The 19,381-nt window shown below is 70.5% G+C and carries 19 protein-coding genes; 3 read left to right on the forward strand and 16 right to left on the reverse strand.

Annotation, left to right across the window (positions count from 1 at the left end; translation table 11 throughout):
• Positions 1-26 precede the first annotated feature (26 nt).
• The 10 genes from glgC to dapE all read right to left on the reverse strand — a co-directional run bounded on the left by glgC (position 27) and on the right by dapE (position 9,013).
• Positions 27-1,241: a glucose-1-phosphate adenylyltransferase gene (glgC, locus tag MUG78_RS01135; protein ID WP_246991401.1), complete on the reverse strand. Its 1,215-nt coding sequence runs from the start codon at positions 1,239-1,241 to the stop codon at positions 27-29.
• A gap of 98 nt (positions 1,242-1,339) precedes the next feature.
• On the reverse strand, positions 1,340-2,206 hold the full coding sequence (locus MUG78_RS01140; protein WP_281499893.1) for a putative RNA methyltransferase: 867 nt from the start codon (positions 2,204-2,206) through the stop codon (positions 1,340-1,342).
• Complete coding sequence (locus MUG78_RS01145) at positions 2,203-2,370, reverse strand: DUF3117 domain-containing protein (protein ID WP_246991403.1); 168 nt, start codon at positions 2,368-2,370, stop codon at positions 2,203-2,205. Before MUG78_RS01145 ends, MUG78_RS01140 begins: the two co-directional genes overlap by 4 nt.
• A 61-nt stretch (positions 2,371-2,431) precedes the next feature.
• The gene (locus MUG78_RS01150; protein WP_246991404.1) at positions 2,432-2,785 is read right to left on the reverse strand and encodes a DivIVA domain-containing protein; all 354 of its coding nucleotides are present in this window, start codon (positions 2,783-2,785) and stop codon (positions 2,432-2,434) included.
• Positions 2,786-2,794: 9 nt separating this feature from the next.
• The gene (locus MUG78_RS01155; RefSeq protein ID WP_246991405.1) at positions 2,795-3,781 is read right to left on the reverse strand and encodes a glucosyl-3-phosphoglycerate synthase; all 987 of its coding nucleotides are present in this window, start codon (positions 3,779-3,781) and stop codon (positions 2,795-2,797) included.
• A complete protein-coding gene (gene folP / locus MUG78_RS01160; RefSeq protein WP_246991406.1) occupies positions 3,778-4,656 on the reverse strand; it encodes a dihydropteroate synthase in 879 nt (292 codons plus the stop codon). The genes MUG78_RS01155 and folP overlap by 4 nt, the downstream gene beginning before the upstream one ends.
• Positions 4,657-4,688: 32 nt before the next feature.
• Positions 4,689-6,482 carry a long-chain-acyl-CoA synthetase gene (locus MUG78_RS01165; protein WP_246991407.1) on the reverse strand — a complete coding sequence of 598 codons (1,794 nt, stop codon included), beginning with the start codon at positions 6,480-6,482 and terminating at the stop codon, positions 4,689-4,691.
• Positions 6,483-6,523: 41 nt separating this feature from the next.
• Positions 6,524-7,066 carry an LOG family protein gene (locus MUG78_RS01170; RefSeq protein WP_246991413.1) on the reverse strand — a complete coding sequence of 181 codons (543 nt, stop codon included), beginning with the start codon at positions 7,064-7,066 and terminating at the stop codon, positions 6,524-6,526.
• Complete coding sequence (locus MUG78_RS01175) at positions 7,063-7,857, reverse strand: LOG family protein (RefSeq protein ID WP_246991415.1); 795 nt, start codon at positions 7,855-7,857, stop codon at positions 7,063-7,065. The genes MUG78_RS01170 and MUG78_RS01175 overlap by 4 nt, the downstream gene beginning before the upstream one ends.
• A 52-nt stretch (positions 7,858-7,909) precedes the next feature.
• Positions 7,910-9,013: a succinyl-diaminopimelate desuccinylase gene (dapE, locus tag MUG78_RS01180; protein ID WP_246991417.1), complete on the reverse strand. Its 1,104-nt coding sequence runs from the start codon at positions 9,011-9,013 to the stop codon at positions 7,910-7,912.
• 35 nt (positions 9,014-9,048) lie between these two features.
• Here dapE and dapD point away from each other — a divergent pair, with 35 nt between their 5' ends.
• Complete coding sequence (gene dapD, locus MUG78_RS01185) at positions 9,049-10,008, forward strand: 2,3,4,5-tetrahydropyridine-2,6-dicarboxylate N-succinyltransferase (RefSeq protein ID WP_246991419.1); 960 nt, start codon at positions 9,049-9,051, stop codon at positions 10,006-10,008.
• Between the two features lie 39 nt (positions 10,009-10,047).
• Here the strand turns inward: dapD and dapC are convergent, their stop codons facing one another.
• A complete protein-coding gene (dapC, locus tag MUG78_RS01190) occupies positions 10,048-11,154 on the reverse strand; it encodes a succinyldiaminopimelate transaminase (RefSeq protein WP_308221316.1) in 1,107 nt (368 codons plus the stop codon).
• A gap of 2 nt (positions 11,155-11,156) precedes the next feature.
• Positions 11,157-11,483 (reverse strand): ferredoxin, encoded by a 327-nt coding sequence (gene fdxA, locus MUG78_RS01195; RefSeq protein WP_246991421.1) that lies wholly within the window; start codon positions 11,481-11,483, stop codon positions 11,157-11,159.
• Between the two features lie 240 nt (positions 11,484-11,723).
• On the opposite strand from fdxA, the gene MUG78_RS01200 reads away from it, so the two are divergent.
• Together MUG78_RS01200 and MUG78_RS01205 are read left to right on the forward strand one after the other, a co-directional pair.
• Entirely contained in the window at positions 11,724-13,373 is a 1,650-nt protein-coding gene (locus MUG78_RS01200) for an FAD-dependent oxidoreductase (RefSeq protein WP_246991423.1), read from the forward strand.
• A 44-nt stretch (positions 13,374-13,417) separates the two neighbouring features.
• A complete protein-coding gene (locus tag MUG78_RS01205; protein WP_246991425.1) occupies positions 13,418-13,576 on the forward strand; it encodes a DUF8730 family Cys-rich protein in 159 nt (52 codons plus the stop codon).
• Positions 13,577-13,648: 72 nt separating this feature from the next.
• Here the strand turns inward: MUG78_RS01205 and MUG78_RS01210 are convergent, their stop codons facing one another.
• The 4 genes from MUG78_RS01210 to MUG78_RS01225 are packed head-to-tail and all read right to left on the reverse strand — an operon-like array spanning position 13,649 to position 19,377.
• Complete coding sequence (locus tag MUG78_RS01210; protein ID WP_372493076.1) at positions 13,649-16,213, reverse strand: bifunctional FO biosynthesis protein CofGH; 2,565 nt, start codon at positions 16,211-16,213, stop codon at positions 13,649-13,651.
• Between the two features lie 19 nt (positions 16,214-16,232).
• The gene (locus tag MUG78_RS01215; RefSeq protein WP_246991429.1) at positions 16,233-16,574 is read right to left on the reverse strand and encodes a hypothetical protein; all 342 of its coding nucleotides are present in this window, start codon (positions 16,572-16,574) and stop codon (positions 16,233-16,235) included.
• Positions 16,571-17,443, reverse strand: a complete 873-nt coding sequence (gene mshB / locus MUG78_RS01220) for an N-acetyl-1-D-myo-inositol-2-amino-2-deoxy-alpha-D-glucopyranoside deacetylase (protein WP_308221317.1) — start codon at positions 17,441-17,443, stop codon at positions 16,571-16,573. The genes MUG78_RS01215 and mshB overlap by 4 nt, the downstream gene beginning before the upstream one ends.
• On the reverse strand, positions 17,440-19,377 hold the full coding sequence (locus tag MUG78_RS01225; protein WP_246991431.1) for an ABC transporter family substrate-binding protein: 1,938 nt from the start codon (positions 19,375-19,377) through the stop codon (positions 17,440-17,442). Before MUG78_RS01225 ends, mshB begins: the two co-directional genes overlap by 4 nt.
• Positions 19,378-19,381 lie beyond the last annotated feature (4 nt).

Consider the following 19,381-nt stretch of genomic DNA (forward strand, 5'->3'; position numbering starts at 1 on the left):
AGCACCCGGCCCGGCGAGGAGCCGGATCAGACGGTCTCGTTCTTGGCGACGGCGACGATCCCGCCGCTGCTGACGGTGAATCGCTCGCGATCGGACTCGAGGTCGACGCCGATCTGCCCGCCCTCGGGCACGCAGACGTTCTTGTCGAGAATCGCGTTGCGCACCACCGCGTTCGCGCCGATGCGCACGCCCGGCATCAGGACGCTGCCCTGCACCACGGCGCCTTCGTCGATCACCACGTCCGTCGAGAGCACCGAATTGTGCACGGTGGCGCCGGAGACGATGCAGCCCGCACCGACCATGGAGTCGTTGGCGCTGCCGCCGCGGATGAACTTGGCCGGCGGCAGGTGCGAGGTCTCCCCGCGGATGGGCCAGCGCTCGTTGTAGAGGTTGAAGACGGGGTTGGCCGACACCAGATCCATGTGTGCCTCGTAGAAGGCGTCGATGGTGCCGACGTCGCGCCAGTAGCCCTGATCGTCCGGGGTCTGCCCGGGCACCACGTTGCTGTCGAAGTCGTAGACGTACGCCTGCTCCAGTTCGACGAACGCCGGGATGATGTCGCCGCCCATGTCATGGTCGGAGTCGGGATCGGCCGCGTCCTTGCGGAGCATGTCCACCAGCGCCTCGGTGGAGAAGACGTAGTTGCCCATCGAGGCGAACGTGACGTCCGGGTCGTCGGGGGTGCCCGGCGGGTCGCTCGGCTTCTCCACGAAGTCGGTGATCCGTCGATCGGCGTCGGCCTCGATGCAGCCGAAGGCGATGGCCTCCTTGCGCGGCACCCGGATACCGGCCACGGTCACCGCGGCGCCGGTGGCGATGTGCTGCTCCACCATCTGGGCCGGGTCCATCCGGTACACGTGGTCGGCACCGAACACCACGATGTAGTCGGGCTTCTCGTCGAAGATCAGGTTCATCGACTGGTAGATGGCGTCGGCGCTGCCGGTGTACCAGCGCGGGCCGAGCCGCTGCTGCGCCGGGACCGGGGTGATGAACTCGCCGTGGAAGCCCGACGACCACCACGTCTGCGAGATGTGACGGTCCAGCGAATGCGACTTGTACTGGGTCAGGACGCAGATGCGCTCATACCCGGCGTTCACCAGGTTCGACAGGACGAAATCGATCAGTCGGTACGAACTGCCGAAGGGCACCGCAGGCTTGGCCCGGTCTTTGGTCAGGGGGTACAGCCGTTTCCCCTCGCCCCCAGCGAGAACGATTCCGAGCACGTGCGGTTGTGATCTCACCCCACCAACATATCGCCAACCCCGCGCGCGTGGGCGACGGGCGTGAACGATCACGGACCTTCGGCCTCGGTCGAACGGTCTACCGCCCGGTACCCGGCTCAGTTCGCGGCGGGGACGGCGACGGTCAGCGTCACGTCGAGCGTCACCGGCAGCGCCTCGGCGGCCGCGGTGAGGGCCTGCGCCGCGGCGTGCAGTTCGTCCTCGGTGCGATGGAAGCCGGCCGGCCCCATGCCGGCCAGATCCGCGAGCTGCTCGGCGTCGAGCAGTGCGGTGGCGGCGAGCGGGGTACTGTCGCGCACCTGCAGTCCGCCCGCGGTCAGGTCGGCGTGCAGGCGGTCGAGTTTGTCGGCGCCGATCTCGAGCATGCCGAGCGGCTCCCGCACCTCGTGCAGATGTCCGGGGTTGGGCGTCACCAGCAGCCAGCGTCCGTCCGGCGCCAGCATGCGCACGGTCTCGGCCACGTTGCGGGGCGCGAAGACCGAGAGCACCGCGTCGGCCGTGCCGTCGGCCACCGGGATGGGCTCCCACAGGTCGGCGACCACCGCGATGGCGCGCGGGTGGGCGCGCGCGACGGCCCGCGCGCAGTACTTGGAGAGATCCAGACCGATACCGACGGCCCGCGGCGCCGCGTCGAGGACGGCGGCGAGGTAACGTCCGGTGCCCGCGCCGGCGTCGACGACGACGGCGGCTTCCGGGTCGATCGCGGCGGCCAGCGCCTGCGCGACGGGATCGAAGACTCCCGCGTCGAGCAGACGACGACGGGCGGCGACCATGGGTGCGGTGTCGCTGCGATGCCGATTGCCTCGGCCGCTCAGCAGCGCCACATACCCTTGTCGGGCTTGGTCGAAGCGGTGCGCGTGCGCGCACTGCAGGCCGCGCTCGACCACGTCGAGGGGCCCTGCGCAGACCGGGCAGCGCAGGGCGCGAGCCCCGCGCCGCCCGGTATCTGAAGCGACTTCGGTCAGGCCACGACCTCGCGGAGGACCTCACCGAGGGCTGCGGCTTCTTCGTCGTTCAGTTCGACGACCAGACGACCACCGCCGTCGATCGGAATGCGCACCACGATGCCGCGCCCCTCCTTGACCGCCTCCAGAGGACCGTCACCCATTCGGGGCTTCATCGCTGCCATTCTCGCGCTCCCTTCCCAGACACATGTCAATCTGCGTCCATGATACGTGGCGCAGATCTCGTCACTGTCGCCGGGACGGGTCTACCAGTGGGATCGGCCCGGTGTCGGCGGCCGCCTCGTCTTCCGCGGCCCGCACCGTGAGATCGTGCACCACCGCGCGCAGGTCGTCGATCTCGCGCGCGAGCTTCTCCACCGCCCAGTCCACTTCTTGCGCCTTGTAACCGCGCGTGACCTGCTGGAACACCAGTGCCCGCGCGTCATCGCCGGTGATCCCGACCCGCGGCAGGCGGGTGAGCGTGGTCCCCTTCTGCAGCGGCGGCAGATCCTCGCCGCGCCCGAACACGAACCACACCACGGCGAAGACCACGGCCACCACGAGGATCAGGCCGAGGACGTACAGCACGATGGTCACCACGGCGCCACCCTACCGATCGGCCCCGGGCCGGTCACCGAGCAACGCGGCCACCGGCGGTCGGTCGGCCACCGCGAGTTCGGTGGTGACCGGAGAGAAGGTGCCGTCGATGCCGGGCACGAACTGGGTCAGTCCCACTCCCGAGTCCTCGATCCCGCAGCGCTGCAGCAGGGTCGCGATGATCTGTCGGCTCATCACCGCGAGCTCGGAGAGCGGGCGGTTGCGGTGAGCGCGGGTGCCGAGGTTCACCTGCCCGATCCCGGTGAGGCCGTAGCGGTCATAGGTATCGATCAGCAGACCCACCTCGACGCCGTAGCCCGCGGCGAACGGGACCGACGACAACAGCTCGCGGGTGCCTGCGTATTCGCCGCCCAGCGGCTGGATCACTTCGCCCAGTTCGGGCTTCAGGGCCGTCAGCAGCGGTCGGGCCGACAGCTCGGTGACGCGGCCGCCGCCGTCGGCCACCTGCGCGCCGCCCGAACGCAGCGGGCGCCGGTAGTAGCCCTTGACCAGGTGGATGTCCGGGTCGAAGAGCAGCGGGCCGAGCAGTCGGGGCACGAACATCGGATCGGGGTCGATCAGGTCGGCGTCGATGAAGGCGATGAGGTCGCCGGTGGTGGCCGCCACCGAGCGCCACAGCGCCTCCCCCTTGCCGGGGCGCGGCGGCAGGTCGCCGAACACGTCGTCGCGCGCCACCACGCGCGCACCGGCGGCCCGGGCGATCGCAGCGGTGTCGTCGGTGGACCCGGAGTCCAGGACCACCAGTTCGTCGACCAGGGTGCCGACCAGCCCCATGATGGAGGCCACCACACCGGCCACCGCATCGGCTTCGTTGAGCGCGGGCAGCACCACCGAAACGGTCCGCCCGGCCTTGGCTTCGACGAGTTCGTCGACGGTCCACGCGGGCCTGTCCCAGGCATGGGTGTGCGACCACGGTGCCTGTGCACCCAGCGTCGTGGGCCCGGTGGCCGCCGCGGCTGCGGAGATGTCCTTGCTCATGCCAATCCTCTGACCGTCCGGGCAGGCGGTCGCGTGCCGGCTATCGACGCGACCATGTCGAGCACGCGGCGGGTGTCAGCGACTTCGTGAACGCGAAAGACGCGAGCACCCGCGGCGGCGGCCAACGCCGTCGCCGCCAGCGTACCGGCCACCCGTTCGTGCAACGCCACGCCCAGCGTCTCCCCGATGAAGTCCTTGTTGCTCAACGCCATCAGCACCGGCCAGCCGGTGTCGACGAGGCAGTCGAGACGACGCAGCAGGGCCAGCCCGTGGTGGGTGTTCTTACCGAAGTCGTGCGTCGGATCGATCAGGATCCCGTCGCGGCGCACCCCGGCATCGGCGGCCCGCTGTGCGGACGCGGTGAGCTCGGCGGTCACTTCGGCGACCACGTCGTCGTAGGCCACCCGGTGCGGGCGTGTCCGCACCACGGCGCCGCCGGTGTGCGAGCACACCAGCCCGACGCCGCGGTCGGCGGCCACCGCCACCAGCTCCGGGTCGGTCCCCGCCCACGTGTCGTTGATCAGATCCGCCCCCGCATCGCAGGCCGCCGCGGCGACCTCGCTGCGCCAGGTGTCGACGCTGATCAGCACCTCGGGGTGCCGCTGCCGGATCCACGCGATCATCGGCACCACGCGCTGCGCCTCGGCGGCCGCGTCGACCTCCTCGCCGGGACCGGCCTTGACGCCGCCGATGTCGACGATGTCGGCGCCCTCGGCGATCACCGTGTCGATGCGCGCCATCGCGGCGTCGTCGGTGAACGTGCTGCCGCCGTCGTAGAAGGAGTCCGGGGTGCGGTTGACGATCGCCATCACCAGCGCCCGATCGGTGGCGACCGGACGCCCGCACAGGGTGGTCGACGGCTCGGGCGGGCTCATCCCTCCATCATGGAGCAGTGCCGATTCGTCGGTCAGCGCGGGGCCTTGGCCGCCGCGACCTCGGCGGGGTACTCGGCATAGAACGGGACGTAGCCGTCGGCCTTGCCCTTGAGCACCCACACCGGATCGTCGCCGGTGTCCGCGTAGCCTTCGTCCCGCAGCTCCACCTTGCGGTTCTTGAACGTGGTGGTGGCCTCGATCTCCGGCACCTGCCGTAGGAACAGCGGCAGCGCGTACGACGGCAGGTCCGCGTACAGCCGGTCGGCCAGCTCCTTGCCGTCGAGCACGGCGCCCTCGGCCAGGGACACCGCGGCCATGCCTGCGCGGCCGTCGCAGCCGGGGACCTCGATGCCGTAGACGGCCACGTGCTCTACCGCGGCATCGCCGGCCACCGCGGCCTCCACCTCGGTGGTCGCCACGTTCTCGCCCTTCCAGCGGAAGGTGTCGCCGAGGCGGTCGACGAAGGCGATGTGGAAGAAGCCCTGCTGGCGGACCAGGTCGCCGGAGTTGAAGTACGCGTCGCCGGGCTTGAACGCGTCGCGGATCACCTTGCGTTCGGTCTCGGCGTCGTCGGTGTAGCCGTCCAGCGGCACCCGCGCGCTGATCTCGGCGATCAGCAGCCCGGGCTCGCCCTTGCGCACCGAGCGCAGTCGACCGTCCGCGTCGCGGCGCGGACTGCCGTCGGCGTCGTACTCCACCACCTTGAACGGCAGCGGACAGAAGCCGGCGGTGCGCTTGACGTTGAAGGCGTTGACGAAGGCCAGGTTCAGTTCGCTGGCCCCGTAGAACTCCACCACGCGCTCGATGCCGAAGCGCTCGGCGAACTCGTCCCAGATCTCCGGGCGCATGCCGTTGCCGACGATCACCCGCACCGCGTGCTGACGGTCTGTCGGTCGAGCGGGCTGCGCGAGCAGGTAGCGGCACAGTTCACCGATGTAGCAGAAGGCGGTGGCCCGGTTGGCGATCACGTCGTCCCAGAACCGGCTCGCCGAGAACTTGCGGCCGATCGCGATGCATGCGCCCCCGGCCAGGACCGCACCGAGCGACACCGACAGCGCGTTGTTGTGGTACATCGGCAGCGGGACGTACAGGGTGTCGCTGGGCCGCAGCCGCACCGCGAGTCCGCCGATGCCGGAGTAGTTCGCGAGCCAGCGGTTGTGGCTCATGCGGCTGGCCTTGGGCAGGCCGGTGGTGCCCGAGGTGAAGATGAGGAAGGCGTTGGTCGACGCCGGGAGGGTCGCGGTCACCGCCGGATCGGCGTCCGGCTTGCCCGCGGCGGCCGCGTCGAGCTCGTCGAAGTCCAGGACGTGCTCGGGGCGCCGCTCCGGGCGCATCGTCTCCCAGGCCTCGACGCACCGCGGGTCGCGGATCAGCACCTTGGCGTCGAGCAGCGTCATGCTGTGGTCGATCACCGCGCCGCTCTGGTTGTAGTTCAACATGCCCGCCGACGCACCCAGCTTGACCGTCGCCAGAATCACCAGCAGGTCGGTGTCGCTGTTCTCGGCCAGGATGCCGACCACGTCGCCGACGCCCACGCCGCGCTCGGCGAGGACCGCCGCGTACCGATTGACCACCCGGTTGGCTTCCCCGTAGGTCAGCGTCGCGCCGTCGAAGCGGACGAACGGGCGATCCGGGTACTTGGCCGCCAGGTTCGCGAAGACCGAGCCGATCGTCTTGGCGGCGTCCGGCGAACGCAGCACCATGCCGGGCGCGTGCCGCGCCATGGACAGCAGATCCGGTGCCATCTCAACCGCGCCCTTGAGCAGGTCGGCGACGCCGACCCGGTTTCGTTCGAGGCCGGGACGTCGACGGGTCTGCTGGGTCATGGCGAGGAGACTTCCTTCTCGAGGATGCTGGGCGAGTGACGCTACCTTACCGTCGAGTCAGCTACGGCGAGCGCACCGGCCAGGTCCGGCACCACGGTGAGTCGGTCCAGGGCATGCTGTGCGACGAAGCCCCGCGTGGCCAGGTCCCGCAGCCAGGCGAGCATCGGATCGTAGAAGCCCTCGTGGTTGAGCAGCGCGATCGGCTTGTCGTGCACGCCGAGGAAGCCGCCGGTCCAGGTCTCGAAGAGTTCCTCGAGGGTGCCGATGCCGCCCGGCAGCGTGATGAAGCCGTCGGCGAGCTCGTCCATCAGGCGTTTGCGCTCGCGCATGGTGCCGGTGACGATCAGCTCGTCGGAGTCGGTGTCGGCTACTTCCGCGGCCATCAGGTGCTCCGGGATGATGCCGATGGTGTAGCCGCCGGCGGCCCGCGCACCCTGCACCACCGCGCCCATCATGCCCACGTTGCCGCCGCCGGACACCAGGGTCAGGCCGGCCTCGGCGATGGCCGCGCCGGTCTGCTCGGCGAGATCGAGGTACGTCTGATCCACCGGCCCGGAGGCGCAGTAGACGCAGATCGCGCTCATCGGATCCCCGACGCGATCACCACGTCGACGGCCTCTTGCGGCGTGTCCACCACCGTGATCAGTTCCAGGTCCTCCGGACTGATCTTCTCGCCGGCGAGCAGGGTGCCGCGCATCCAATCGACCAGTGGGCTCCAGAAGTCGCGGCCGATCAGCACGATCGGAAAGCGCTTGACCTTGCCGGTCTGCACCAGGGTGAGCGCTTCGAAGAGCTCGTCGAGGGTGCCGATGCCGCCGGGCACGCAGACGAAGGCCTGCGCGTACTTGACGAACATCGTCTTGCGGACGAAGAAGTACCGGAAGTTCATGCCGAGCGTCAGGTACGGATTCATGTGCTGCTCGAAGGGCAGCTCGATGTTGAGTCCGATGGATTCGCCGCCGGCCAGGAAGGCGCCCTTGTTGGCGGCTTCCATCGCGCCCGGACCCCCACCGGTGATCACGGCGAAGCCCGCCTCCGACAGTCGTCGCCCCACCTCGACGCCCAGTTCGTACTCGACGCTGCCCGGCACCGACCGGGCGGTGCCGAAGACGGTCACCGCTTCGGTGACCTTCTCCAGCGCGTCGAATCCGGCGACGAACTCGGACTGGATGCGCAGCACGCGCCAGGAATCGCGCACGGTGCGCTCGAGCAGCAGGGCGCTGTCGCGCGGATCGACCCATTCCAGCAGGGTCTCGTCGCTGGTGACGTACTGCTGGTCCTCGCCGACGCGGAGTTGGGCGGCGCCCGCGTAACGCACCTGGGTGCCGTCGACGGGCACGTCGTCCTCGAGCGGCTCGGGCCGCAGATCGCTCATGGCTTCACGCTAGCAACCGGGCGGCACCGGGACGCTCACGCACTGAGGACGCTCACACGCGGAGGTAGCGGCGGAGCACCTCGGTCACCTCGTAGATCTGGGCGACGGGAACCCGCTCGTCGGCACGGTGCGCGAGGCTCGGGTCGCCCGGACCGAGGTTCACCGCGGGCACCCCGAGGGCGGCGAAGCGGGCCACGTCGGTCCACCCGTACTTGGCGCGGAAACGGCCGCCGGCCGCCTCGACCAGGGCCGCCGCCGCGGGCTGCGCCAGTCCGGGCAGTGCGCCGGGCGCCGAGTCGGTCACTGCGGCGGTGAGCACACCGTCGGCGAGTTCGGCCGCGAAGACCTCCCGCACGTGCGCCAGGGCCTGCTCGGGCGTGCGGTCCGGGGCGTAGCGGAAGTTCACGTCCAGGTGCGCGGCGTCGGGCACCACGTTGCCTGCCACTCCCCCGGCCACCGCGACCGCCGAGAGTCCCTCGCGGTACTCGCAGCCGTCGATGTCCACGCGGCGCGGCACATAGGCGCCGAGCGTCACCAGCGCGCCGCCCAGTTTGTGGATGGCGTTCTCGCCCATCCAGGCGCGCGCCGAGTGGGCGCGGGTTCCGGTGGCGGCCAAGCGGACGCGCAGCGTGCCCTGGCAGCCCGCCTCGATGAGACCGCCGGTCGGTTCGCCGAGGATCGCGACGTCGCCGACCAGCCAATCCGGCTTCTCGCGTTCGATCCGGCCGAGCCCGTTGAACTCGGCGGCGATCTCCTCGCAGTCGTAGAAGATCAGCGTCAGGTCGTGCGTTGGATCGTCGAGAGTGGCGGCCAGGTGCAAGAACACCGCGAGCCCCGACTTCATGTCGACGGTGCCGCAGCCGTGCAGCACGTCGCCCTCCTCGGAGGTGTCGGTCCGCCACGACGGGACGTTGTCGGCCAGCGGCACGGTGTCCAGGTGTCCGGCCAGGATCACACGGGAGGCGGCGCCGCGCCGGGTCCGCGCCAGCACGTTGTTGCCGAACCGGGCGATCTCGAAGCCGCGGGTCTGCGCGCGCAGCGCCGCCTCGACGGCGTCGGCGATCAGCGTTTCGTCGCGGCTCACACTCGCGATGTCCACCAGGGCGGCGGTCAGGTCGACGGGATCGGCACGCAGGTTCAGGTCGGGAACGCTCACCGGATCCACTGTAGTGAGGCGGGTAAGATCTCTCCGTGACTACTCAAGGTGCAACTGCCATCGGAATCGCCACGCTCACCGACGACGGTGTCGTCCTGGACACCTGGTTTCCCGATCCGCAGCTGATCACCGATCCGAGCGAAGACGCGGGCACAGTGCTCCTGAGCGATGTGGACACCCCCCGGGAACTGATCGAGGCCGTCGGCGTGGACGGCGCCCGCGGCGTGAGTACCGTCGCGGTCCGCACCGTGATCGCCGACTTGCAGGCGCCGCCGGTCGACGCCCACGACGTCTACCTTCGCCTCCATCTGCTCTCACACCGCCTGGTGCGCCCGCACGGCCAGAACCTGACCGGCATCTTCGGTCTGTTGGCCAACGTCGTCTGGACCAACTTCGGCCCCTGCGCCGTCGACGGCTTCGAAGCCACCCGCACCCGGCTGCGGGCCCGCGGCCCGGTCAGCGTCAGCTCCGTCGACAAGTTCCCGCGCATGGTCGACTACGTGGTGCCCAGCGGCGTCCGCATCGGCGATGCCGATCGCGTGCGCCTCGGCGCGCACCTGGCGTCGGGCACCACCGTGATGCACGAGGGCTTCGTGAACTTCAACGCCGGCACCCTGGGCCATTCCATGGTGGAAGGCCGGATCTCGGCGGGCGTCGTGATCGGCGACGGGACCGACATCGGCGGCGGCGCGTCGACCATGGGCACGCTGTCCGGCGGCGGCAAGGAGATCATCTCGATCGGTCGCCGCTGCCTGCTCGGCGCCAACGCCGGCTGCGGCATCCCCCTCGGCGACGACTGCGTGGTGGAGGCCGGGCTCTACATCACCGCGGGCACCAAGGTGACCGGACCGGACGGCAAGGTGGTCAAGGCGCGCGCACTGGCCGGCCGCAACAACCTGCTGTTCCGCCGCAATTCCCAGACCGGCACCGTCGAGGTGACCGCCTCGCAGGGGGACGGCATCGAGCTCAACGAAGCCCTGCACGCCAACGACTGATGTCCTCCGGCGCCGCGCCGCCCGCCTTTTCGGCCGTACTCAGGCTAGGCGGGCGGCCGCGGCGGCGACGCGTTCGTCGGTGGCGGTGAACGCCATCCGAATGTGGCGGGCGCCCTGCGGTCCGTAGAAGTCGCCGGGGGCCACCAGGATGCCGCGCTCGGCGAGCCAGTCGACGGTCGCACGCGCGTCGTCGCCCCGCGTGGCCCACAGGTAGAGGCCTGCCTCGGAGTGGTCGACGGTGAACCCCGCCGCGCCCAATGCGGCCTTCAGGGTGTCGCGGCGCAGGCGGTAGCGCTCGCGCTGCTCGTTCACGTGCACGTCGTCGTTCAGGGCGGCGATCATCGCCCCCTGCACCGGGTACGGCACGATCATGCCCGCGTGCTTGCGCACCGCGAGGAGCTCGGCGATGAGCGCGGTGTCTCCGGCCAGGAAACCGGCCCGGTAGGAGGCGAGATTGGAGACCTTGGACAGCGAGTGCACGGCGATCAGGCCGGTGTGGTCGCCGCCGCAGATCGCCGGATCCAGGATCGAGACGGCCGGGGTGTCCCAGGCCAAGCCCAGGTAGCACTCATCGGAGACCACCACGACGCCGCGCTCGCGCGCCCACGCGACCACCTTGCGCAGGTGGTCCGCCGGCAGCACCTTGCCCGTCGGGTTCGACGGCGAGTTCAGGAACAGCAGCGCCGGGCGCTCCGGCCCCACCGCCACCGTCGAGTCGGCGCGGAGCACACGTGCACCGGCGAGCAGCGCGCCGACCTCATAGGTCGGGTACGCCACCTCGGGGATCACCACCAGGTCGCCGGCGGGTACGCCCAGCTGTGCGGGCAACCCGGCGATGGCTTCCTTGGTGCCGATCACCGGGAGGATCGACGACTCGTCCAGCCCGTCGATGCCGAAGCGCCGAGCGAGCGCGGCGACGGCGGCGTCGCGCAGTTCACGGGTGCCGACGGTCGCGGGATAGCCGGGGAACTCCGAGGAGTCGGCGAGTGCCTGCCGGATGATCGGGTCCACCGGGTCCACCGGGGTGCCGACCGACAGGTCGACGATTCCGCCGGGGTGGGCGCTCGCCTGCGCCTTCGCGTCGGCGAGGGAGTCCCACGGGAAGTCGGGCAGCGTCGCGCTGACCGGCTGCAGGCGATGGGCCACCGCTAGGCTTCTTCGCCCATCGGCGGCAGGTTCTTGATGAACGGCGGGTCGAAGTCGACCTTGCCGACCTTGCTGGCGCCGCCGGGCGAGCCGAGCTCGCTGAAGAAGTCGACGTTCGCCGCGTAGTAGGGCTCCCACTCGTCGGGCACGTCGTCTTCGTAGAAGATCGCCTCGACCGGGCACACCGGCTCGCACGCACCGCAGTCGACGCACTCGTCGGGCTGGATGTACAGCATCCGGCCGCCCTCGTAGATGCAGTCGACGGGGCACTCCTCCACGCACGCCCGATCGAGCACATCCACACACGGCTCAGCGATGATGTAGGTCACGACGTCTCTCCTCTTCACACACGCCAGAACTCCGGTTCGAGGGCTGATCGCACCGGAAAGTCTCAGACAACTATGACAGCCTAACCGGCATGCCGCCGAGGTCTGCATCGGCGACGCGGGCATACCCCCTCACCGGCGCGGATTTATGCGCAGCCCGAGAAAAACGAGAGTGAACAAGCCCACACCAGTCCCGGAATAGATACCCCCGTGGGTATAGTTGGACCCACGGAGGAGGCAATCATGAGAATTGTTGTGGTCGGCGGCGTCGCCGGCGGAATGAGCGCTGCGGCGCGGGCCCGGCGATTGGACGAGAACGCTGAGATCATCGTTTTCGAACGCGGCGAACATCCCTCGTTCGCCAACTGCGGCCTGCCCTACTACGTCAGCGGCGAGATCACCGACCGCGCGGACCTGCTGGTGCAGACCCCGGAATCGCTGCGCGAAGCGCTCGACATCGACGTGCGCATCCGCCACGACGTGATCGCCGTGGACCCCGCGGCCAAGACCGTGCAGGTGCGCAGCGACGCCGGCGTCGAGACGGTGGCCTACGACGCCCTCGTGCTCTCCCCCGGCGCCTCCGCCATCCGCCCGCCGCTGCCCGGCCTCGACTCCCCGCGCGTGCAGACGCTGCGGACGGTGGGCGATGCCGTGCAGATGCGCGACACCGTCACCGACGGCGCCCAGCGTGCCGTCGTGCTCGGTGCGGGCTTCATCGGCCTCGAGGCCGCCGAGGGCCTGCGCATGCAGGGCCTGGCCGTCGACGTCGTGGAACTGGCCCCGCACGTGCTGCCTCCCCTGGAGTCGGAGATCGCCGCCCGGATCAGCGCCGAGCTGACCGCGATGGGCATCACCGTCCACGAGGGCGTGGGCGCCACCGCCATCGAGTCGGGATCCGACGAGGACGTCGTCGTGCTCGCCGATGGCACGCGGATCCCCGCCGACGTGGTGGTCCTCTCGGTCGGCGTGCGTCCGGACACCCAGGTATTCCTCGACGCCGGTGTGGCCGACGAGCGCGGCGCGCTCATCGTCGACGAACACGGTCGCACCAACCTCGACGGCATCTGGGCCGTCGGCGACGCCGTGATCTCCACTGACCGGATCACCGGTCTGCGCCGCCCGGTCGCGCTGGCCGGTCCGGCCAACCGTGCCGGACGCCTGGTGGCCGATCACATCGTCAACCCGGACACCGCGCGGCCGATCCCCCATCCGCTGGGCACCGCCATCGTCCGCGTCGGCTCGCTGACCGCCGCCCTGACCGGCGCCAATCGCAGCGCCCTGGACGCCGCGGGCATCGAGTACCGCACCATTCACCTGCACGCAGACAACCACGCCGGCTACTTCCCCGGCGCCGTCCAGATGAGCCTGCTGGTGCACCTGCGCACCTCCGACGGCCTGATCCTGGGCGCGCAGGGCGTGGGCCCGGACGGTGTGGACAAGCGGATCGACGTGTTCGCCACCGCCATCGCCAACCGGATGACCGGCCCCGAGCTCATCGACCTGGACCTGGCCTACGCACCGCCGTACGGCTCGGCCAAGGACCCGGTGAACCTGGCCGGCATGATCGCCGAGAACGTGCTCGACGGTGAGCTGGACCTCTGGTACGCCGATCAGCTCGACGAGCCCGGCTACTTCCTCCTGGATGCGCGCAGCCGGGAGGAGTACGACGAGGGCCACGTCGACGGCGCCCTGCTGGTGCCGCACACCCAGGTGCGCGAGCGCCTGGACGAGATCCGCGAGGCCGCGGCCGGCCGCCCGATCCGCGTGTACTGCCAGAGCGGCAAGCGCAGCTACCTGGCCTACCGGATCCTCCGGCAGTCCGGCCTGGAATCGGCCAACCTGTCCGGCGGCATGCTCACCCTGCGTGCCGTCCACCCCGAACTGGTCCCCTGACCACCCTGCAGATCCCCCGATCAGTCACTTTTAGGAGAACCATCATGTGTCAGCAAGCCACCTGCAAGACCTGCGGCAAAGTCACCTGGCGCGGCTGCGGCCAGCACGTCGACCAAGTGATGCGCGGCGTGCCCGCCAGCAAGCGCTGCCCGGGCCACGAGAAGCAGCCCGGCCGTCTCGCCAAGATGTTCGGCGCCCGCTGAGCCGAGCCTCAGCCACTCAGTAGCCCAGCCCGGAGGACGCCTCCGGGCTGGGCTGCCGCCTTCCGGCTCGGATCAGTCGACGACGGCGAGGGTGGGGCGAGCGGCGACGGGTGAGTCGACGCGGCCGTACTCGGTGCTCCGCTGGCGCGGGGTGCGGCCGATGCCCTCGACGATCTCGTGCAGTTCGGCGACGGTCTTCTCCGAGCCGTGCGCCGAGCCCGCCATCCGGGAGATGGTCTCCTCCATCAGGGTGCCGCCGAGGTCGTCGGCGCCGCCGCGCAGCATCGCGCGTGTGCCTTCCACGCCCAACTTCACCCAGCTGGTCTGGATGTGGTCGATCCGGCCGTGCAGCATGATCCGCGCCAGCGCGTGCACGGCCCGGTTGTCCCGCTGCGTGGGGCCGGGTCGCGAGGCGCCGGCCAGGTAGAGCGGCGACGACTGGTGCACGAAGGGCAGCGGCACGAACTCGGTGAACCCGCCGGTGCGGTCCTGGATGTCGCGCAGCACGTTCAGGTGCCCCACCCAGTGCCGGGGCGCGTCGACGTGGCCGTACATCATCGTCGAACTCGAGCGCAGGCCCACCTCGTGCGCCGTGGTGATCACGTCGATCCACGACGCGGTCGGCAGCTTGCCCTTGGTGAGCACCCACCGCACCTCGTCGTCGAGGATCTCGGCGGCGGTGCCCGGAATGGAGTCGAGCCCGGCTTCACGCAGACCGAGCAGCCACTCGCGTACCGACTCGCCGGAGCGGGCGGCGCCGTTCACCACTTCCATCGGACTGAAGGCGTGCACGTGCATGGACGGCACCCGGGCCTTCACGGCGCGCACGATGTCGGCGTACCCGGAGGCCGGCAGCTCGGGATCGATGCCGCCCTGCATGCACACCTCGGTGGCGCCGGCGAGGTGCGCCTGGAACGCCCGGTCGCCCACCTCTTCGGTGGACAGCGTGAAGGCATCCTCGTCGCCCTTGCGCTGGGCGAACGCGCAGAACCGGCAGCCGGTGTAACAGATGTTGGTGAAGTTGATGTTCCGGTTCACCACGTACGTGACGTCGTCGCCCACCACGTCCGCGCGGATCGCATCCGCCAGGGCTGCCAGGGCTTCGAGGCCGTCGCCGTCGACGGTGGCCAGCGTCAGGTATTCGTCGTCGGACAGTCCGGCCGGGTCGTTCTCGGCGCGGGCGAGGGCACTGGCCACCTCGGAGTCGAGGCGGCGCGGCGCCCCCTGGTCGCCGAGCGCGAGCACCTGCTCGCGGATAGTGTCCCAGTCGCCGAAGGCGCTGCCGAGGTCACTGCGGGTCTCGGTGTTGCGGCCGTCGACGTCGATCTCGGTGTTCAGATCGATGCGGCCCGACGACCCCCACTCCTCGTCCGGCTCCTGCCACGGCAGCCCGGTGGGCAGCACGTCGCGGGCCAGCCCGGTGACGGGATCGGACAGCGCGGCCACGTGACCGGCGATCCGCGGGTCGATCCACGGCTGGCCGGCCAGCACGTAGCGCGGCTGCGCGGCGATCCGCTCGGTCAGCGTGTATCCGCCCGCCGCGGTGATGCGCGCCAGATCGTCGAGGTTGGGCCACGGGCGTTCCGGGTTGACGTGGTCGGGGGTCAGCGGCGAGACGCCGCCCCAGTCGTCCACGCCGGCCGCGATCAGCGCGCGACATTCGTTCTCCGACACCAGGTTCGGCGGCGCCTGAATCCGCATCTTCGGCCCCAGCAGCAGGCGGGCCACCGCGACCGACGCGAGGAACTCGCTCATCTCGGCGTCCGGCACCGCGCCCATGGCGGTGTCCGGCTTGGCCCGGAAGTTCTGGACGATCACCTCTTGCACCTGCCCGAAAGCCTTGTGCACCTTGCGGATCTCCAGGATCGAGTCGGCGCGCTCGAAGCGCGTCTCCCCGATACCGACCAGGATCCCGGTGGTGAACGGCACGGACAGGCGCCCGGCGTCGACCAGCACGCGCTTGCGGACCTCGGGGTCCTTGTCCGGACTGCCGTAGTGGCATTCGCCCTTGTCGGTGAACAGCCGCCGCGCCGTGGTCTCGAGCATCATGCCCATCGACGGTGCGACGGGCTTGAGCCGGTTGATCTCCTCCCAGCTCATCACGCCGGGATTCAGGTGCGGCAGCAGACCGGTCTCTTCGAGTACCCGGATCGACGCGGCGCGCACGTAGTCGAGCGTCGAGTCGTAGCCGCGCTCGTCGAGCCACTGGGCCGCGGCGGGCCAGCGGTCCTCGGGCCGGTCGCCGAGGGTGAAGAGCGCTTCCTTGCAGCCGAGTGCGGCGCCCTCGCGGGCCAGCGCCACCACTTCGTCGAGTTCGAGGAACGCGCCCTGTCCGGCGCGGGCCAGTTTGCCCGGCACGGTGACGAAGGTGCAGTAGTGGCAGCGGTCGCGGCACAGGCGGGTCAGCGGGATGAAGACCTTGCGCGAATAGGTGATCTGCCCGGCCCGCCCGTCGGCTTCCAGGCCGGCGTCACGGACGCGGGCGGCCGCCTCGCAGAGGGCGGTCAGATCGTCCCCGCGCGCGGCCATCAGGACCGCGGCCTCGTCCTGATTGAGGGTGACGCCGTCGTGCGCCCGACGAAGAGCGCGCCGCAGTGCCGAGGGGGTGGGATCGACTTCGAGGGTCACACGACCCACTGTAGACAGCCGTGCTTCCTCACCGCAGACGGGCGGCGACCGAGGCGGGCAGCCCCAGGCCGAACAGCAGCATCAGCAGCATCGGGAGCCCGGTGATCCACCCGGGGAAGTCGCCGGGGATAGGCATCATCGCCACGATCATCACCACCCCGGACACGGCCAGCGGCGCGAATCGCCACGCGGAATCGGTGTACTGCGCGGCCAGCCACACCAGGCCGAAGTTGCCGAGTCCGGCCAGCAGCGCGGTCACCGGGAACGGCACCGGCCCCACCGAGATCATCAGGAAGGCGCAGCAGAGCACGGTCAGGAGGCCGGCGGCCACCGTCACCAGTGCCAGTTCGACGCGCTCGCCCGCGGTCACGGCAGACCCGCGAACAGATCGGTCTCGCGCTGCGCCGGGGTGTCGAGGTCGTCGCCGACCCGCAGGAAGTACTCGGTCGGCAGGATCGGCTGGATGATGTTGTTGCTCAGCGCGAACTCGGTGCCCGACGGCGCCACCGTGATCTGGGTGGCGTGCGCCGCCAGTCCGGCGACCTTGGCCGCGTACACGTCGGAGACGTCCACCGCGGCACCGATCGCCTCGTCCGGGTAGCTGGCCAGCTCACCGGGCTCCGGTCGACGCCAGCCGGCGGGCACATCGCCGATGCGCGCCTGCCCGGCGGCCAGTCCCCCCGCTTCGGTGACCGATTCGTAGACCTTGGCGCCGTGCCCCAGTTCCGCGGCGGCCAGCGGGATCGCCAGGTGCGAGATCTCGTGCACCCGCATGTGGTCGGGGTGCCCGTACGTGCCTGCGACGTCGTAGGTGACGATCACGTGCGGATCGAAGGCGACGATCTCGTCGGCCAGGGTCCGCGCCAGCAGGTCGGCGTCGGCCTGCACCAGCGCCCGCGGGTGCTGCGCCGACGGGGTGCCCGCCATGCCCGAATCCCGCCACCGGCCGGCGCCGCCGAGAAAGCGCGGTCGCACCGGCGCACATCCGGGCGGCGTGAGGGCGGCGAGCGCGGCCGTCAGTTCGGAGATCCGGAAACCGCCGAGTTGATCGGCGCGATCGGCGATGAGCTCGGCCCATTCGTCACCGATCACCTCGCCCTCTTCCCCGAGCGTGAAGGTGAGGACGCGGACGTCCACGCCCGCGGCCAGGTAGTGCGCGATGATGCCGCCGGTCATGATCGACTCGTCGTCCGGGTGCGCGTGCAGCACCAACAGGCGCCGTCGGCCGACTGCGGTCACGACTGCCTCCACGCCACGGCGTCACCGAAGATGCCGACCTGCATCGGGCCGGTCACCGGCACCCCGGTCACCTTGTCGGTGACGGCGACGAACACCGAGTCCTGGTAGATCGGCAGGTACACCGCCTTGGCGGCCAGCAGCGGTTCGGCGGTGGTCAGCGTGGCGGTCGGATCGGACTCGGTCATCGCGGTCGCGGCCAGGGCGATCAGCTCCGGGTCGCAGAGACCGGAGATGTTGCCGATGTAGCTCGCGTCCGGGTCGGACTCGCCCTCGTCCTTCGTGCCGGACGGTGCCGGCGTACCGGCCGAGCCGGTGGGCGTGGGCAGCACGCTGTGGTCGACGGCCGGATCGGCCTCCGGTTCCACGGTGTGCGCACCCGATTCGGTGCCAGCGGGCGGCTCCTGACAGCCCACCTGGGAGGCCAGTGCCGCGGCCGGGTCGATACCGGCGGAGGCCCAGCCCACCACGAGGTCGACCTCGGCGCGGGAGAGCGCCTGGCCGTACAGCTCGGTGTTGCTCAGCCCGCGGACCGCCGCGCGCACGCCTTGGCCGCGCAGTTGGTCGGCGATGTTCTCGGCGGCGGACATCGCGCGCTGATCGGTGTTCGTGGCGCCGATCTGCACCACCAGCGGCCTGCCGTCCTTCAGATACGGCGCGACGCCGTACGGAAGTTCCGGTGCGTTCTTCACCGCGGTGGTGGTGGGCGGCGCGCTGGTCGTGGGGACCTCGCTCGACGGCTGCACCGAACTGCTCGTCCCGGGCGTCTTCGGCGCGGGACGCTCGCGGGGCACGCCCCGCTCGTAACCGGCCGAGGTGAGCCAGCGGTGCACCTGGTCGGCGCTCGGGCGGGCGCGATCGACCTCGAAGTAGCCGCGCTCGGACGGCGCGTACACGGTGTTCGCGAACGGCGCGACCACGTCGTCGCCGGCCGCGGCCGCGGTGATCACGCCGCCGTTGAGCATGCCGAGGACGGCCTGCCGCACCGGCAGCTCCTTCATGACCGAGGCGCGCGTGTTCAGGTTCACCACCAGCGTTCGGGTGGCGGGGGTGCGAGCGCTGCGGACCCCGGGGATCGCCGACAGTTCGGCGGCGCTCGCCGGTCCGGCCGTCAACGACGCCACGTCGGTGTCGCCGTTGCGGACGGTCTGCGCCATCTGCGGCTCGGTGCCCGCGCGACGGAGCACCACCTGGTCCAGGGCCGGCGGCGTGCGCCAGTACCGATCGTTGCGGATCAGCCGCACCTCGTCGCGGGCCCGGTCGATCGAGTAGACCGAGAACGGCCCGGCGGTCACCGGCTTGCCCTTGTCCATCCCGGTCTGGAAACCGATCGGATCCGACCGCAGCTTGTGACTCGGGAGCAGGTTGGTGAACAGCTCGCGCCACGCCGGGTACTCGTCGAAGAAGGTCACCGCGACCACCTTGCCGCCACCGGAGGTCTGCACGTTCTTGATCGCGCGGTAACCGGCCTGACCGACGACGTTGGGCTGGCGCGCCATCTGCTGCCAGAGGTACGCGAAATCGTCGCCGGTCACCGGCAGTCCGTCGGACCACTGGGCGTCGTTCACCAGGTGATAGGTCACCGTGAACGGCTCAGTGCTGGTCACCTCCGCGGAGGTGAGCAGGACGTCGTTGAGCCGCCACACCTCGCCGGCCGGGGTGCTCTCCGGGACGAACGCGCTCGGCAGCGTCATCGCCGCGATCGCCGTGGTCACCACGCTCTGATCGGCACCCAGGTGCGGATTGAAACCGGCGCCGATCGAGTCCGTGGCGAGGTAGACGGTCCGCTCGTCCGGATACTCGTTCGGCGTGGGAGTCTGCAGGGTCTCCCGAACCGGCGGAGGCGGATCACTCATGCAAGCGGTCGCACTCACCGCGACCAGACCGGCCATGGCCGCCACGGTGCTACGACGCCCGAACCGCGCCCATCGACTCATCGGA

The sequence above is a fragment of the Gordonia alkaliphila genome (assembly GCF_023017165.1).
GTDB classification, from domain to species: domain Bacteria; phylum Actinomycetota; class Actinomycetes; order Mycobacteriales; family Mycobacteriaceae; genus Gordonia; species Gordonia alkaliphila.

Excerpts from the sequence above, each read along its gene's own strand:
- MUG78_RS01165 (WP_246991407.1), bottom strand. The coding sequence starts at position 6,482 with ATGACCCAGCAGACCCGTCGACGTCCCGGCCTCGAACGAAACCGGGTC.
- MUG78_RS01225 (WP_246991431.1), bottom strand. The coding sequence starts at position 19,377 with ATGAGTCGATGGGCGCGGTTCGGGCGTCGTAGCACCGTGGCGGCCATG.
- folP (WP_246991406.1), bottom strand. The coding sequence starts at position 4,656 with ATGAGCCCGCCCGAGCCGTCGACCACCCTGTGCGGGCGTCCGGTCGCC.
- MUG78_RS01205 (WP_246991425.1), top strand. The coding sequence starts at position 13,418 with ATGTGTCAGCAAGCCACCTGCAAGACCTGCGGCAAAGTCACCTGGCGC.
- MUG78_RS01145 (WP_246991403.1), bottom strand. The coding sequence starts at position 2,370 with ATGGCAGCGATGAAGCCCCGAATGGGTGACGGTCCTCTGGAGGCGGTC.
- MUG78_RS01170 (WP_246991413.1), bottom strand. The coding sequence starts at position 7,066 with ATGAGCGCGATCTGCGTCTACTGCGCCTCCGGGCCGGTGGATCAGACG.
- MUG78_RS01175 (WP_246991415.1), bottom strand. The coding sequence starts at position 7,857 with ATGAGCGATCTGCGGCCCGAGCCGCTCGAGGACGACGTGCCCGTCGAC.
- MUG78_RS01200 (WP_246991423.1), top strand. The coding sequence starts at position 11,724 with ATGAGAATTGTTGTGGTCGGCGGCGTCGCCGGCGGAATGAGCGCTGCG.
- MUG78_RS01155 (WP_246991405.1), bottom strand. The coding sequence starts at position 3,781 with ATGAGCAAGGACATCTCCGCAGCCGCGGCGGCCACCGGGCCCACGACG.